This window comes from Sulfitobacter sp. M39 (assembly GCF_021735935.1).
Lineage (GTDB): Bacteria > Pseudomonadota > Alphaproteobacteria > Rhodobacterales > Rhodobacteraceae > Sulfitobacter.
Genome location: NZ_WMDZ01000001.1, coordinates 1,707,796 through 1,723,328, shown reverse-complemented (window position 1 = coordinate 1,723,328; position 15,533 = coordinate 1,707,796). Strand labels below are relative to the sequence as shown.

General features: G+C 60.3%; 16 protein-coding genes. 11 read left to right on the top strand and 5 right to left on the bottom strand.

Annotated features, from left to right (window positions below; translation table 11 throughout):
- Positions 1-175 precede the first annotated feature (175 nt).
- From GLP43_RS08340 to aat, 8 genes are all read left to right on the top strand, one after another.
- Positions 176-1,540: a substrate-binding protein gene (locus tag GLP43_RS08340; protein WP_237278946.1), complete on the top strand. Its 1,365-nt coding sequence runs from the start codon at positions 176-178 to the stop codon at positions 1,538-1,540.
- Between the two features lie 88 nt (positions 1,541-1,628).
- A complete protein-coding gene (locus GLP43_RS08335) occupies positions 1,629-2,660 on the top strand; it encodes a branched-chain amino acid ABC transporter permease (RefSeq protein WP_237278945.1) in 1,032 nt (343 codons plus the stop codon).
- A 3-nt stretch (positions 2,661-2,663) separates the two neighbouring features.
- Positions 2,664-3,872, top strand: a complete 1,209-nt coding sequence (locus GLP43_RS08330) for a branched-chain amino acid ABC transporter permease (RefSeq protein WP_005852794.1) — start codon at positions 2,664-2,666, stop codon at positions 3,870-3,872.
- Between the two features lie 15 nt (positions 3,873-3,887).
- A complete protein-coding gene (locus tag GLP43_RS08325; RefSeq protein ID WP_237278944.1) occupies positions 3,888-4,652 on the top strand; it encodes an ABC transporter ATP-binding protein in 765 nt (254 codons plus the stop codon).
- Between the two features lie 61 nt (positions 4,653-4,713).
- Entirely contained in the window at positions 4,714-5,469 is a 756-nt protein-coding gene (locus GLP43_RS08320) for an ABC transporter ATP-binding protein (RefSeq protein ID WP_005852792.1), read from the top strand.
- Between the two features lie 249 nt (positions 5,470-5,718).
- Positions 5,719-6,219 (top strand): acetyl-CoA carboxylase biotin carboxyl carrier protein, encoded by a 501-nt coding sequence (gene accB / locus GLP43_RS08315; RefSeq protein WP_237278943.1) that lies wholly within the window; start codon positions 5,719-5,721, stop codon positions 6,217-6,219.
- A gap of 10 nt (positions 6,220-6,229) precedes the next feature.
- Complete coding sequence (gene accC / locus GLP43_RS08310) at positions 6,230-7,582, top strand: acetyl-CoA carboxylase biotin carboxylase subunit (protein ID WP_237278942.1); 1,353 nt, start codon at positions 6,230-6,232, stop codon at positions 7,580-7,582.
- Entirely contained in the window at positions 7,575-8,210 is a 636-nt protein-coding gene (gene aat / locus GLP43_RS08305) for a leucyl/phenylalanyl-tRNA--protein transferase (RefSeq protein ID WP_237278941.1), read from the top strand. Before accC ends, aat begins: the two co-directional genes overlap by 8 nt.
- On the opposite strand, the gene GLP43_RS08300 is transcribed toward aat, so the two are convergent.
- The 5 genes from GLP43_RS08300 to GLP43_RS08280 all read right to left on the bottom strand — a co-directional run bounded on the left by GLP43_RS08300 (position 8,174) and on the right by GLP43_RS08280 (position 11,646).
- Positions 8,174-8,527, bottom strand: coding sequence for a DUF2155 domain-containing protein (locus GLP43_RS08300; RefSeq protein WP_237278940.1), 354 nt, complete (start codon positions 8,525-8,527; stop codon positions 8,174-8,176). The two genes, aat and GLP43_RS08300, sit on opposite strands and share 37 nt — an antisense overlap.
- Before the next feature lie 88 nt (positions 8,528-8,615).
- Entirely contained in the window at positions 8,616-8,999 is a 384-nt protein-coding gene (locus tag GLP43_RS08295; protein ID WP_005852787.1) for an NADH:ubiquinone oxidoreductase subunit NDUFA12, read from the bottom strand.
- A gap of 83 nt (positions 9,000-9,082) precedes the next feature.
- Entirely contained in the window at positions 9,083-9,442 is a 360-nt protein-coding gene (locus GLP43_RS08290) for a RidA family protein (protein WP_005852785.1), read from the bottom strand.
- Positions 9,443-9,586: 144 nt separating this feature from the next.
- Positions 9,587-10,852 (bottom strand): ATP-dependent Clp protease ATP-binding subunit ClpX, encoded by a 1,266-nt coding sequence (gene clpX / locus GLP43_RS08285; protein ID WP_005852783.1) that lies wholly within the window; start codon positions 10,850-10,852, stop codon positions 9,587-9,589.
- Between the two features lie 134 nt (positions 10,853-10,986).
- Positions 10,987-11,646, bottom strand: coding sequence for an ATP-dependent Clp protease proteolytic subunit (locus GLP43_RS08280; protein WP_009826714.1), 660 nt, complete (start codon positions 11,644-11,646; stop codon positions 10,987-10,989).
- Positions 11,647-12,001: 355 nt separating this feature from the next.
- Between GLP43_RS08280 and GLP43_RS08275 the strand changes: the two genes are divergently transcribed.
- The 3 genes from GLP43_RS08275 (at position 12,002) to GLP43_RS08265 (ending at position 15,532) form a co-directional block, all read left to right on the top strand.
- A complete protein-coding gene (locus GLP43_RS08275; protein WP_237278939.1) occupies positions 12,002-14,032 on the top strand; it encodes a PhoX family protein in 2,031 nt (676 codons plus the stop codon).
- Positions 14,033-14,168: 136 nt separating this feature from the next.
- Positions 14,169-14,483 carry an ArsR/SmtB family transcription factor gene (locus GLP43_RS08270; RefSeq protein ID WP_237278938.1) on the top strand — a complete coding sequence of 105 codons (315 nt, stop codon included), beginning with the start codon at positions 14,169-14,171 and terminating at the stop codon, positions 14,481-14,483.
- Entirely contained in the window at positions 14,480-15,532 is a 1,053-nt protein-coding gene (locus GLP43_RS08265; protein ID WP_237278937.1) for a permease, read from the top strand. Before GLP43_RS08270 ends, GLP43_RS08265 begins: the two co-directional genes overlap by 4 nt.
- Position 15,533 lies beyond the last annotated feature (1 nt).

The window sequence follows — 15,533 nt, the reverse complement described above, 5'->3', positions numbered from 1 at the left end:
CATGAAATTTACAACTCCCCCACAATCCCTGCGAATATATTTACAGAATAATCGTGTTTATCAAGGGGCTTGTTGATCGGTTTTCAGTTTTCCTCTCATATCATATTTGCACCTCTGTGCATCATGGACCCGGAAAAATAATCGGGCCGTGATTTCAACATTTGGGAGGAAATACATGTCATTTTCTAACTTGACGCGTCGTGGCGTGATCAAAACCGGCGCTGCTGCCGGGGCCGGTCTGGCGCTGCCGACGTATCTTAGCGCGGCCGCGCATTCCGGCTTTACCAACGCGCCAACGGGCGACACGGTGACGCTTGGCTTTAACGTACCCCAATCGGGCCCCTACGCGGACGAAGGCGCAGACGAGCTGCGCGCGTTCGAGCTGGCGGTCGAGCACCTGAACGGTCAGGGCGACGGCGGTATGCTGAACACCTTCAGCTCAAAGGCGCTGGAAGGTAACGGGATCATGGGCAAGAAAGTCCAGTTCGTGACCGGCGACACGCAGACCAAATCGGACGCGGCCCGCGCATCGGCGCAGTCGATGATCCAGAAAGACGGCGCGATCATGATCTCGGGCGGCTCAAGCTCGGGCGTGGCGGTTGCGGTGCAGGGCCTGTGCCAAGAGGCCGGTGTGATCTTTATGTCGGGTCTGACCCACTCGAACGACACGACGGGTAAAGACAAGAAAGCCAATGGCTTCCGCCACTTCTTCAACGCCTATATGTCCGCTGCCGCTTTGGCACCGGTGCTGAAAAACCTCTATGGCGATGATCGCAAGGTCTATAGCCTGACAGCCGACTATACATGGGGCTGGACGCAGCAGGAATCCATTCAGGCCGCGACCGAAGCCATGGGCTGGGAAACCATCAACGACGTGCGCACGCCGCTCGCCGCGACCGATTTCTCGTCCTATATCGCGCCTGTCCTGAACTCCGGTGCCGATGTTCTGGTGCTCAACCACTACGGCGGAAACATGGTCAACTCGCTGACCAACGCGGTGCAGTTCGGCCTGCGTGACAAGCAGGTGAACGGCAAGAACTTCGAGATCGTTGTACCGCTCTATTCAGAGCTGATGGCCCGTGGTGCGGGTGAGAATATCACCGGTATCGTCGGTTCGCAGAACTGGGATTGGAAGCTCGAAAACCAGATGGGCGACCGCTACAAAGGGACCAACGCCTTCGTTCAGTCCTTCGGCGAAAAATACGGCTTCCCCCCCAGCCAGGCGGCACAAACCTGCTATGCGCAGACGCTGCTGTACGCGGATGCGGTGGCCCGTGCCGGTTCGTTCAACCCCTGCGCCGTCGGCGAAGCCCTTGCCGGGTTCGAATTCGACGGTCTGGGCAACGGCCCGACGCTGTACCGCGCCGATGACCACCAGTGCTTCAAGGACGTTGTGGTCGTGCGCGGCAAAGAGAACCCCGAGAATGAATTCGATCTCGTGGAAATCGTCGAAGTCACCCCAGCCGATCAGGTCACCTATGCACCTGACCACCCGATGTTTGCGGGCGGTGAGCTGGGTGACTGCAACCCCGGCGCGTAAACCAAGTCTAAGGCAGGGGGCGACCCCTGCCTTACCTTGCCGGCGGGCTTTTCCGCCTTTCACTTCTTAAAAATTCGAGGGCACCGCGATGGACGCCATTCTTTTGCAACTTCTTAACGGGTTGGACAAAGGTTCAGCCTATGCGCTCATCGCGCTTGGTCTGACGTTGATTTTCGGCACGCTGGGTGTCGTGAACTTTGCCCATGGGGCGCTGTTCATGATCGGTGCCTTCTGCGCCGTCACGCTAAGCAAGATTTTCACGCTCAGCCACAAGGCATCGGAACCCTCCGGCGTCGATTTTCTGGGCAAACCGAAATACGAGGACATTCTCTATATCAAGGACTGGTTCGGAGAGACCGCCGGTGCCTGGATGCTTGATTGGTCCGTTCCCCTGTCGATCCTCTTTGCCGTGCCGATCATGCTGGCCGTCGGCTTTGTGATGGAGCGCGGGTTGATCAAACACTTCTACAAACGCCCCCATGCCGACCAGATTTTGGTAACCTTCGGTCTGGCGATCGTGCTGCAAGAGGTGATCAAGTATTTCTACGGCGCGAACCCGATCCCCACCTCCGCCCCGGAGGCGTTTCGCGGGTCGTTCGACTTTGGCGTGATGCTGGGCTTTGATCCTAATGCGATCATCTACCCCTACTGGCGCCTGATCTATTTCGCTTTCTCGGCCGTGATCATCGGTGGCGTCTTTGCCTTCTTGCAGTTCACTACTTTCGGGATGGTTGTCCGTGCCGGTATGGCCGACCGCGAGACCGTCGGTCTGCTGGGCATCAACATCGACAAACGTTTCACCATCATGTTCGGCATCGCCGCCGCTGTCGCCGGTCTGGCCGGTGTCATGTACGCGCCGATCAATTCGCCCAACTACCACATGGGTATGGATTTTCTGGTGCTGAGCTTTGTGGTCGTCGTGGTCGGCGGCATGGGGTCGCTGCCCGGTGCCGTGCTGGCGGGGTTCTTGCTGGGTATTCTGGAAAGCTTTGCCTCTATGAACGAGGTCAAGAACATCCTGCCCGGCATTGACCAGATCATCATTTACGTTGTCGCGATACTCATCTTGCTGACACGCCCCCGTGGCCTGATGGGCCGCAAAGGCGTGATGGAGGAATAACCCATGCACTCACTCACGAAAAAAGACTTTCTCCTGCTGTTGGTGGTGGCATTCCTGACCATGGCAGCCCCTATCATCCTGAACCCCTTCCCCGCCGGATCAGGGCTGGCGCAGTTCAACGCGGGCTACCCCGACCTGATGCAACGCTTTGTGATCTTTGGCATCTTTGCCATCGGGTTCAACATTTTGTTCGGGTTGACCGGATACCTCTCCTTTGGTCACGCGGCCTTTCTGGGGGTCGGTTCCTACTCTGCCGTGTGGATGATGAAGCTCTTGTCGATGAACGTGATCCCCGCGATCCTTTTGTCGGTGATCGTGGCGGGGCTGTTCTCTGTCGTGATCGGCTTTGTCTCGCTGCGCCGGTCGGGGATCTACTTTTCGATCCTGACGCTGGCCTTCGCACAGATGTCGTTCAACCTTGCCTATTCGGTGCTGACGCCGATCACCAACGGGGAAACCGGCCTGCAAATCGCGCTGAGCGATCCGCGTATCCTTGATGGGGCGAATGCGCCCAGCTACCCCAACCTTTTCGGGGCGCAGATGAATGCGGCGACGACGCTGGATTTCGGCGCGTGGTCCTTCACCTTCTCGGTCGGCTACTACCTTTGTGCCGTGATCATGCTGCTGGCGTTCTATATCTCGATCCGCGTCTTCCGGTCGCCCTTCGGCATGATGCTGCGGGCGGTGAAATCGAACCAGCAACGGATGAACTATACAGGCCTGAACACCAAACCCTACACGCTGGCGGCCTTTGTCATCTCTGGCATGTATGCCGGTCTGGCCGGTGGCTTGCTGGCCGCAATGGACCCGCTTGCCGGTGCCGAACGGATGCAGTGGACCGCCTCGGGCGAGGTCGTGCTGATGACCATCCTTGGGGGTGCGGGCACGCTTCTGGGGCCGGTTCTGGGCGCGGGCTTTATCAAGTACTTTGAAAACATCTTTTCCAAGATCAACGATAACGTCCTGCACGGTTGGTTCGCCTTTATGCCCGACGGGCTGGAAGACACGCTGATCACGCTGATCCACCCCTTTGTGGGCAAGGGCTGGCACCTGACTCTGGGCCTGCTGTTCATGCTGGTCGTGATCTTCCTGCCCGGCGGTCTGGTCGAAGGCGGTCAACGCATCGGTCGCGTGTTCCGCCGCAAGGACCGGAACGCCGGATCGGTAGAGGCAGACGCCGCCGCACAACGCAACACACCCCCAGCCGAATAAGAAGGAGCTGAACAGATGGCCATTCTCGAAGTCAAAAATGTCGGCAAACGTTTCGGCGGGTTGCAAGCGTTGAGCGACGTGAACCTCAGCGTCGCGGAAAACTCGGTTCATGCGATCATCGGGCCGAACGGGGCGGGCAAATCCACGCTGCTGAACTGTCTGGTGGGCAAGCTGATCCCCGATACCGGATCGGTCATGTTCGATGGGCAGTCGGTGCTGGGGCGCAAACCCTACGAGATCAACCAGATGGGAATTTCCCGCGTTTTCCAGACGCCCGAGATCTTTGGTGATCTCAGCGTGCAGGAAAACATGATGATCCCCTGCTTTGCCAAACGTGACGGGGCGTTCCAGATGAACGCGCTTACCGCCATGTCGAGCCAGCGAGACGTGATCGAAAAAGCCGAGGAAATGCTGGTCGAGATGAAGCTCGCCGACAAGCGCCACATGAACGCGGCCTCTATGTCGCGCGGTGATAAACGTCGGTTGGAAATCGCGATGTGCCTGTCGCAAGATCCGCGCCTGCTGCTGCTGGATGAACCCACAGCAGGCATGGCGCGGGCCGATACCAACAATACCATCGACCTGCTGAAACAGATCAAGGACGAACGCGACATCACCATCGCCATCATCGAACACGACATGCATGTGGTGTTCTCGCTGGCGGAACGGATCACCGTGTTGGCGCAAGGCACCCCGCTGGTCGAAGACACCCCCGACAACATCAAAGGCCACCCCAAGGTGCGCGAGGCTTACTTGGGCGAATCCCAGGACGCCGCCTGACGCGCGGGGGCTCCCCCCTTCGCGCGTCACCCCGCACCAGAGGCTTTGCAAGGACAAGACTATGAACACGAAACCCGATTTCTCGAACAGCGCCAACCACGCCGCTACCGCCCCCGCCTATCTTTCGGTCTGGGACATCCACGCCTATTACGGCGAAAGCTATATCGTACAGGGCGTCAGCTTTAACGTGCACGAAGGCGAGATCCTGGCGCTTCTAGGCCGCAACGGGGCGGGGAAAACGTCGACCCTGCGGGCCATCGCGCAGATCGGCGACCCCGAATTGCGCAAGGGCGAAGTCTGGCTGGACCACCAGCCGCTGCACAAGATGGCCAGCCACGAGGCCGCCGCAAACGGTCTGGCGCTGGTCCCCGAAGACCGCCGCATCATCGCAGGGCTCACGGTCGAGGAAAACCTGCAACTGGCGCAGATCGCCCCGCCCATCGGCTGGTCGCTTGACCGCATCTACGAATTGTTCCCCCGCCTCAAGGAACGCCGCAAACAAGAGGGCGTGACCCTGTCGGGCGGCGAACAACAGATGCTGGCGATTGCCCGTGCGCTGGCCCGTGACATCAAGGTGCTGCTGCTGGATGAACCCTATGAGGGGCTTGCCCCCGTCATCGTGGACGAGATCGAAAAAACCCTGTCGCTGATCAAATCCCAAGGCATCACCACCATTCTGGTCGAACAAAACGCGGTGCGTGCGCTCAAGCTCGCGGATCGTGCTGTGATCCTTGATACCGGCGGCGTGGTGTTTGACGGCACCGCCGAAGAGGTGCTGAACAACGCCGAACTGCGTGCCGAATATCTGGCAATCTGACAGCCAAGCCTCTACGCGCGCGGGAAAACCAGACGAAACACATGTTTCACACCGGCATTTTCCCGCGCCCGCGTCCCCCTGTCACATCCCCCATATCCCTCGCCCCGATCCGCTGCCCGATCCCGCGCTTTGCGCGGCCAAGCTTACGTTAGGCAACTGCTTGCTTTTCATGGCTGCGCCCATGCCCTATAAGGCAGCAATTCAAGGGCACAGGCAGCGCCCGATCGACTTAGACTGGCTGAGGAAAATATGACAAAAAACACCCATGACGCCGATGTGGCTTTTATCCAGGCGCTCGCCGAGTTGCTGAATGAAAACGATCTGACCGAATTGCAGGTCAAGCGGGATTACGCCGAGGATGACAGCCTGAATGTGCGCGTCAGCCGTAAACCCCCACAACAAATCGTCGCGCCGCAACAGGCGCAGTCGGCCCCTGCACAATATGCAGCCCCCGCCCCCGCGGCCCCAGCAGCGGCAGCCGCCCCTGCGGCAGACATGAGCGACCCGGCGGATCACCCGGGCGCAGTCGTCTCTCCGATGGTGGGCACCGTCTACATGCAAGCCGAACCCGGCGCGCCCGCGTTTATCTCTGTCGGGACAAGCGTTTCCGAAGGCGACACGCTGTTGATCGTCGAAGCGATGAAAACCATGAACCACATTCCTGCGCCACGCTCCGGCACGGTCAAGCGGATCCTGGTTGAAGACGGCGCCGCCGTTGAATTCGGCGCGCCTTTGGTGATCCTGGAATAAGGCGAAACCCATGTTCAAAAAAATCCTAGTCGCAAACCGTGGCGAGATCGCGTTGCGCGTGATCCGTGCGGCCCGCGAGATGGGCATCGGGTCTGTCGCCGTCCATTCGACGGCTGACAGCGATGCGATGCATGTGCGCATGGCAGACGAATCTGTCTGCATCGGCCCGCCCTCTTCGCAGCAATCCTATCTGTCGATCCCGTCGATCATCGCCGCCTGCGAGATCACCGGCGCCGAAGCGATCCACCCCGGATACGGTTTCTTGTCGGAAAACGCGGGCTTTGTGCAGATCGTCGAAGACCACGACCTGACCTTTATCGGCCCCACAGCGGAACACATCCGCGTCATGGGCGACAAGATCACCGCCAAGGACACCATGAAAGAGCTTGGCGTGCCCTGCGTTCCCGGTTCTGACGGCGGCGTGCCCACATTGGCCGACGCCAAGCGTATCGGCGAGGAAATCGGCTATCCGGTGATCATCAAGGCGACCGCCGGTGGGGGTGGCAAGGGCATGAAAGTGGCGCAATCCGCCGCTGAAATGGAACGTGCCTTCATGACCGCCCGCGCCGAGGGTAAATCGAACTTCGGCAACGACGAAGTCTATATCGAGAAATACCTGACCACGCCCCGCCACATCGAGATTCAGGTCTTTGGCGACGGCAAGGGCCGTGCTGTCCATCTGGGCGAGCGGGACTGTTCGCTGCAACGCCGTCACCAGAAGGTTTTCGAAGAGGCCCCCGGCCCGTCGATCACCGCCGAAGAACGCGCGCGGATCGGTAAAGTCTGTGCCGATGCGATGGCCAACATCAACTACATCGGTGCCGGCACGATCGAATTCCTCTATGAAAATGGCGAATTCTACTTCATCGAGATGAACACACGTTTGCAGGTGGAACACCCTGTGACCGAAGGCATCTTCGGGGTCGATCTGGTGCGTGAACAGATCCGTGTTGCTGCCGGTATGGACATGTCCTTTACCCAAGAAGACCTGCAGATCAACGGTCACGCGATCGAGGTCCGGATCAACGCCGAGAAACTGCCGAACTTCTCGCCGTGCCCGGGCAAGATCACGCAGTATCACGCCCCAGGTGGGCTTGGTGTGCGGATGGATAGCGCGCTGTATGACGGCTATAAAATCCCGCCCTATTATGACAGCCTGATCGGCAAGCTCATCGTCCACGGGCGCGATCGCCCCGAAGCGCTGGCGCGTCTGCGTCGCGCCTTGGGCGAGCTGATTGTGGATGGTGTCGACACTACGGTGCCGCTGTTCCACGCGCTGCTGGACGAACAGGACGTGCTGACAGGGGACTATAACATCCACTGGCTAGAGCATTGGCTTGAAACCAACCTGGGCAATGCCTGACCTCACGCCCGAGCTATTACTACACGGCTATTCCATCGGGATTTTCCCCATGGCCGAACACCGCGACGACCCAGAGATTTTCTGGGTCGATCCGCGGCGTCGGGGTGTCTTTCCCCTCGACGGGTTCCATATCTCGCGGTCCCTGGCGCGCGCGATGCGGCGCACGCGCTTTACCATCACCACCAACACCGCATTCAACGACGTTGTCACCGGCTGCGCCGATCGCGCCGACACCTGGATCAACGCCGAGATTTTCAGCCTTTATGCCCAGCTACATACGCTTGGTCATGCCCACGCCCTTGAGGTCTGGGAGGATGACATGCTGGTGGGCGGGGTCTATGGCGTCACGCTGGGGCGAGCGTTCTTTGGCGAAAGCATGTTCTCAAGGCGCGACAATGCGTCCAAGATCGCGCTGGCCTGTCTGGTGGACCGGCTGAACCGCGGCGGGTTTACCCTGTTCGACACACAGTTCCTGACCCCGCATCTGGCGTCCCTTGGCGCGCAAGAGATCACCCGCGCGGCCTATCACGCACGGCTAGAACTGGCGTCGATGAAAACCGCAGACTTCACAGCGCCCGCTGCGGCCAGCCCTCAAGAGGTGGTGCAGCGGATGACCCAGATGTCATAGCGCGGATGCTCCAGCGCCGACAGCGCGGGGGCAGAGGCGATCATCCAGCCTGCAAAAAGCCGGTTCTCGTCGCCCGTCTCGACGATCTCGAGCTCAGCATAGGCGTCGCCCGCAGGGTTGCCCGACGGATAGCGACATTCGTTCATTGTAACGTTCAGATTACCCACGCGCGAGGTTTCGCCACGGCGCATTTCAACGTCACGCGACACACCCGATACCTTGTCGAGCGCGCGCAAAATACCGCCTTCAGCGCTGGCGACCTGCTGTGCCTGCACCGGTGCGGCCATCACGGCGAGCATCATCAATATCTTGCGCATCACATGGGTTCCTTGAACGTCAAAGGGCGGCGTCAGCACAGCCGGGCCGCCGCGGCACCACGCGCCCTATCACGGGCGCGCGTGGCGTTTATTCGGGCTGCCACGCCTCGTAGTCACCGCGGTCCGCAGGTTTTTCGCGGCGGATCGACCCTGCTGGCGCATAGGCCAAGGCGGTGCCGGTCAGGTTCTCTTGGTGGGGCTTTTCCCAGGTTTTATGCGCCAGCGGACGCGCCTCGGGGGTTTCATCCCACGAATGGTGCAGCCAGCCGTGCCAATCCGCGTTGACGCGCGTCGCCTCGATCTCGCCGTTGAAGATCACCCAGCGTTTGCTGCTGTCCGCGTTGCGGTAGTACACATTGCCCTCGGCGTCTTCGCCGACCTTGATGCCCTTGCGCCACGTGAACAGTTGCGTGTTCAGCGTCTGGCCGTTCCACCAGGTCACGCCGCGCAAAAGAGAGTTGAGAATGCCCATAGAGGTCTCCTGAAGCTTTGATGGATATATGCACCAAGGCCGCGCAAAGGTCTAGCGGGCTTCGGCGCACATAGCCGCGGTTTTCAGCCGGGTAGGCAGGCGGTGACTTCAATTTCGATGCGGTATTTGTCGTCGATCAGCCCGCATTCGATCATTGTCGCGGCGGGCGGCGCGTCGCCAAATACCTCTGACAGGATCGGCCAGCAGGGTTCGAACTCTGCGCGGTCGGGCAGATAATAGTTCACACGCACCACATCCGCCATGGTGCAGCCTGCCTCGCGCAGGGCCCCTTCGATGGTAGCAAGGGCGGCGCGGCACTGGTCGGTCACGGTATCGCCCTGCCCCACGGTGCCCGCCACATGGACAAAGCCCCCCGCCACAACGGCGCGGCAGTAGCCGATCTTGGCTTCGAACTCACCGCCGGAAAAAATACGTCTTGTCATGATGCGCCTCTTGTCTGTCATGCCTGCCCCTGTCAAAGCGCCTGCCCTTGCTAAGGTCAAGCGACAAAGCGGCGGCCCCCTGCCAGATACGAAAAAGGCGCACCATCGCTGGCGCGCCTTGATCAGATAACATGCATGCGATGCTTAGCCGGCGGTTGCAGGCTCTTTCTCGGCGTCGGCGTGGATCATCAGCGGTGCTGCGTCAGAGGTCACCGCCTCTTCGTTCACGACCACCTCGGTGACGCTGTCCATGCCGGGCAGATCGAACATCGTGTTCAGCAAGATGTCTTCGAGGATAGAGCGCAGACCACGGGCACCGGTTTTGCGTTCGATGGCGCGTTTCGCGATCGCCAACAGCGCGTCATCGGTAAAGGTCAGCTGCGTATCCTCGATCTCGAACAAGCGCTGGTACTGTTTGACCAACGCGTTTTTCGGTTCGGTCAGGATGGTGACCAGCGCGTCCTCGTCCAGATCCTCAAGCGTCGCCAGAACCGGCAGACGGCCCACGAATTCAGGGATGAGGCCGAACTTCAGCAGATCTTCCGGTTCAAGGTCGGTGAAAATCTCGCCAATGCCGCGGGCATCCTGATCACGCACATCGGCACCAAAGCCCATAGCGGACCCTTTACCGCGCGCGGCAATGATCCGGTCCAGACCGGCGAAAGCGCCGCCGCAGATGAACAAGATGTTCGTCGTATCCACCTGCAGGAATTCCTGCTGCGGATGCTTGCGCCCGCCCTGCGGCGGGACAGAGGCCACGGTGCCTTCCATCAGTTTCAGCAAGGCTTGCTGCACGCCTTCGCCGCTCACATCACGGGTGATGCTGGGGTTTTCGGATTTGCGCGTGATTTTATCAACTTCGTCGATATAGACGATGCCGCGCTGTGCGCGCTCGACATTGTATTCAGACGCCTGCAGCAGCTTGAGGATAATGTTTTCAACATCTTCCCCGACATAGCCCGCTTCGGTCAGTGTCGTTGCATCGGCCATGGTAAAGGGCACATCCAGAATACGCGCCAGCGTTTGCGCCAGCAGCGTCTTACCGCAACCCGTGGGCCCGATCAGCAGGATGTTGGATTTCGCCAGTTCGATGTCCCCACCCTTCTGGGCGTGGTTCAGACGTTTATAGTGGTTGTGCACGGCAACCGACAGCACCCGTTTGGCCATCGCCTGCCCGATCACGTAATCGTCCAGCACATCACAGATGTCTTTCGGGGTCGGCACACCATCGGTGGCTTTCAGCCCCGAGGCTTTGGTTTCCTCGCGGATGATATCCATGCAAAGTTCGACACATTCGTCACAAATGAAGACAGTCGGACCTGCAATCAGCTTGCGCACCTCATGCTGACTTTTGCCACAAAAGCTGCAATAAAGTGTGTTCTTGCTGTCGCCGCTCGAAGTATTAGCCATTTCAACCCTTTCAGGTCTGTCGTTTGATCGTGTCCGCCATAGGGCAGCCATCTATATATTTTTTTGCTCGGTGCCAGCTTAGGCCAGCGGTGCGTGGTCCACAATCGCAAAATAACGGGCCACGCACGCCTTATTTACTTGCCTTTTTTGTCGCCATCTTTTGGCGCATCAGGATCATCCATCTTGCCGCGGTTCTCGACGATTTCGTCGATCAGGCCCCAGTCTTTGGCTTCTTCGGGCGACATGAAGTTGTCACGCTCAAGCGCTGCTTCAACTTTTTCCAGCGGCTGGCCGGTGTGTTTGACATAGATCTCGTTCAGGCGCGTTTTCAGCTTTTGCGTTTCCTGCGCGTGAATCATGATGTCCGTCGCCTGACCCTGATACCCGCCGGACGGCTGGTGGACCATAACGCGGCTGTTGGGCAGCGAGAATCGCATGCCTTTTTCGCCCGCTTGCAGCAACAGCGACCCCATGGATGCCGCCTGCCCGATGACCAGCGTGGACACCTTCGGTTTGATGTACTGCATGGTGTCATAGATCGACAGGCCAGAGGTCACAACGCCGCCGGGGCTGTTGATATACATGGAAATTTCCTTGGAGGGGTTCTCTGCCTCGAGGTGCAGAAGCTGCGCCACGATCAGCGAAGACATGCCGTCATGCACAGGCCCGTTAAGGAAAATGATCCGCTCTTTCAGCAGACGCGAGAAGATGTCGTACGCACGTTCGCCCCGGCTGGTTTGTTCAACCACCATAGGGACCAGCGTGTTCATATATGTATCATGTGGATCGTTCATAAAGCCTGCCTGATATTGCCATTCGCCGGACCATACCCGCGAAACCTTGGCATAAGATTAATCGCGCCATCTAGGGGGTTCAAGGGGGGCAGGACCGATCATCCCTTTGGCTTTCAATTTGGCCCTGTGCCACCACCCTGCCCCGCTGATCCGTGCCGCGGATACCGGCAGCCGATTTTCTCCCACATCTCGCCCGATCCTGCGCCAAGGTGGCGCGCAACACAGCCCTTTGCCGCGCGTGTTGTCACAGAACTGTCATGAAAGCGGAACAGATTTGTAGCACATCGCGACGACATAAGGCGCAACCGCGAGTCACCTCGCCAAACGCAATGCCCGACACAATGAAGGAATAGCCATGACACGTCGCCAAATCCTCGATGATCCCGAAATCGGCAACAAGGCCGAAGCCTTTGAAGCCTTCGATGACATCCCCACCAACCCCAATCTGCAGCGCACCATCGGCGATGTGATCAACGCGCGCTACGGCCGCCGCGACATCTTGCGCGGCATGCTGGGGGTTACGGCGACAACCGCATTGTTCGGCACCTCGGCAATGGTCGCGCCGCGTCAGGCAAGTGCCGCCACCGCCGACAGCCGCTATGTCTTTGACGAACTGGCATGGGGCAATGACGAAACCCACCATGTGGCCAAGGGCTATGACGCCAATGTGCTGCTGCGGTGGGGCGATCCGATCACCGCCGACGCGCCCGAATTTGACGTGATGAACCAGACCGCGGCGGCGCAGCTCAAGCAGTTCGGCTATAACAATGACTACGTGGGCTTTGTCCCGCTGAATGATGAGGGCAGCCGCGGGTTGCTTTGTGTGAACCACGAATACACCAACGAAGAGGTGATGTTCCCCGGCCTTGGCCGTCAGGACCGCGCGCAGTTTTCCGGCATGACGCCCGCGCTGATCGACATTGAAATGGCCGCCCACGGTGGTTCGGTGGTCGAGATCGCCAAGGACGACGCCGGGGTCTGGCAGGTGGTGCGCGACGGCAAGATGAACCGCCGCATCACCCCGCTGGACACCGCGATGACCATCGACGGCCCTGCCGCGGGCCATGCGCGGATGAAGACCAACGACGACCCCGACGGGGTGAATGTGATCGGCACGCTGAACAACTGCGCGGGCGGGCTGACCCCTTGGGGAACGTGGCTCATGGCCGAGGAGAACTTCCACGGCTATTTCTGGAGCGACCAGCTGGACGCGGACGGCAAACCCGTGATCGCCGATGACCATCCCGAAGCCACGTCCTACAAACGCTATGGCGTGCCGGGCATGTGGTACGCCTGGGGCGCGCAATACGACCGTTTCAACATTGATAAAGAGCCTCTCGCCCCCAATAAATTCGGCTGGGTGGTCGAGGTGGACCCGATGGACCCGACCTCTACCCCCGTCAAACACACCGCCTTGGGCCGCTTCCGCCACGAAGGTGCGGAAACCACGGTCAGCAGTGATGGGCGTCTGGTGGTCTATATGGGCGACGACAACCGCTTTGATTATCAGTATAAATACGTCTCGGGGGGCAAGGTCTCGGACGACCGGGCGGCCAACGCCAAACTGCTGAGCGATGGCACGCTTTATGTCGCGCGCTTTGACGAAGATGGCACGGTGACCTGGCTGCCGCTGACCCACGGCACCGGCCCGCTGACGGCTGAAAACGGCTTCAACGACCAAGGTGACGTGATGATCGACACGCGGATCGCGGCCGATCTGCTGGGCGCGACCCCGATGGATCGCCCCGAAGACGCGCAGCCCCGTGGCGACGGCACGGCCTATATCATGCTGACAAACAACACAAAACGCACAGAGGATGCGGTGAACGCCGCCAACCCCCGTGCCGACAGCAGCTTTGGCCACATCATCGAGATCAAGGAAGACGGCGGCAACCACGCGGCGACGCAGGGGCGCTGGTCGATCCTGGTGAAATGCGGCGATCCGTCGGTGTCGGACGTGGGCGCACAATGGAACCCCGAAACCTCGGAAAACGGCTGGTTCGGCAGCCCCGACAACTGCGCCATCGACGCCGATGGCCGCCTGTGGGTCAGCACGGATCAGGGCAGCAACTGGGCCAAGACCGGAAAGTCGGACGGGCTCTATGCGGTCGAAACCGAAGGCGAAGCGCGCGGCACGTCCAAGCTGTTCTTCCGCTGCCCCGTCGGCGGAGAGATGTGCGGCCCCTACTTTACCGATGACGGCGAGACGCTGTTTGTCGCCGTGCAACACCCCGGCACGGACGGGACCAAGAACATCCCCGGGTTCGAGCGTGAAAGCACCTTCGAGGATCCCGCCACGCGCTGGCCCGACTTTGACCCCAAGATGCCCCCGCGCCCTGCGGTGGTTGTGGTCACGAAACAGGGCGGCGGCAAGATCGCCGTCTGATCATTCATTCATTACCACCCAAGTCATTTCATAGCTGCTGCGCCCAAGGGTTCCCCCCCTTGGGCGTAATTCGTTAGTCGCGACAGCATGCGCGAATCATCTTTACAAAACTAGTTTTATAGTTTTGTTTAGCGCTATGACAGAACATCAAACAACTGCCCGCGCCCTCGCCGCCCTTGGCCATGATACCCGCCTCGCGATCTTTCGCCTGCTTGTCCGCGCCGGTGAAGACGCGCTGACCGTGGGAGAGATCGGTGCCCATCTGAATGCGGCCCCCTCCACCCTTGCCCATCACCTTGGGGCATTGGTCGATGCGGGGTTGATCATCCAGCGCCGCGACGGGCGCAACATCGTCAACCGCGTCGATTTCGACGTGATGCGGGCGACGCTTTCGTTTCTCACCTCGGAATGCTGCACCGGTGTTTCGCTTAAAAAGGAGACCGCCGCATGACCGACCTGCCCCACACCGAACGCAGCCCGCTTAGATCGCTGGCCCATCACATCTGGACGCAAGAACGCGTGTGGCTGGTCTGTATCGCGGTGCTGGCCGCTGTCGCAGCTGTCGACGCGCCGCTTGCCGTGACCAGCGTGCAGTTCACCGCGATCAATCTGCTGGATGTCGCGCCCTTCCTGATCCTGTCCATCGCAGCCGCAGCCTACGCGGGAGCCACGGGAGCCGACGGGCTGATCGCGCGGGCCTTTACCGGATCACCCGCCATGATGATCGCCATTGCAGCACTGGCCGGCGGGGTGTCGCCCTTCTGTTCATGCGGGGTGATCCCCTTGATCGCGGCGCTGCTGGCGATGGGGGTGCCCCTATCTGCCGTCATGGCCTTCTGGCTGGCCTCGCCCGTCATGGACCCGTCTATGTTCGTGTTGACCACCGGCGTTCTGGGGGTGGAGTTCGCGGTGGCCAAGACCATCGCGGCCGTCGGGCTCGGGGTGTTTGGCGGGATCATCGTGCATCTGCTGTCCCGCGCGGGTGCATTAACCGACCCGCTGCGCGACGGCGTGGGCAATGGTGGCTGTGGCGCGTCGAAGGTGCGCACATCGCAACCCGTGGTTTGGGCCTTTTGGCACGACAAGACACGGACCGCCAAATTCCTGCGCGAGGCCGCCAAGACCACAATATTCCTGACCAAATGGCTGACGCTGGCGTTCCTGCTGGAAGCCCTCATGCTGGCGTGGATTCCCGCAGAGCTGGTGACCCGCGCCCTTGGCGGCAGCGGGTTGGCCCCGATCGGGATCGCGACCTTGGTGGGGGTGCCGGCCTATCTGAACGGCTATGCCGCACTTCCGCTGGTGGGCGGGCTGATCGGACAGGGCATGGCCCCCGGTGCGGGTCTGTCGTTTCTGGTCGCGGGCGGGGTGACCTCCCTGCCCGCGGCCATCGCCGTCTGGGCCTTGGTCAAACGCCCTGTCTTCGCGCTGTATATCGGGATCGCGCTGACAGGGTCGTTTGCCTCGGGGCTGCTGTTTCAACTTTGGGCGTCACTGTGAC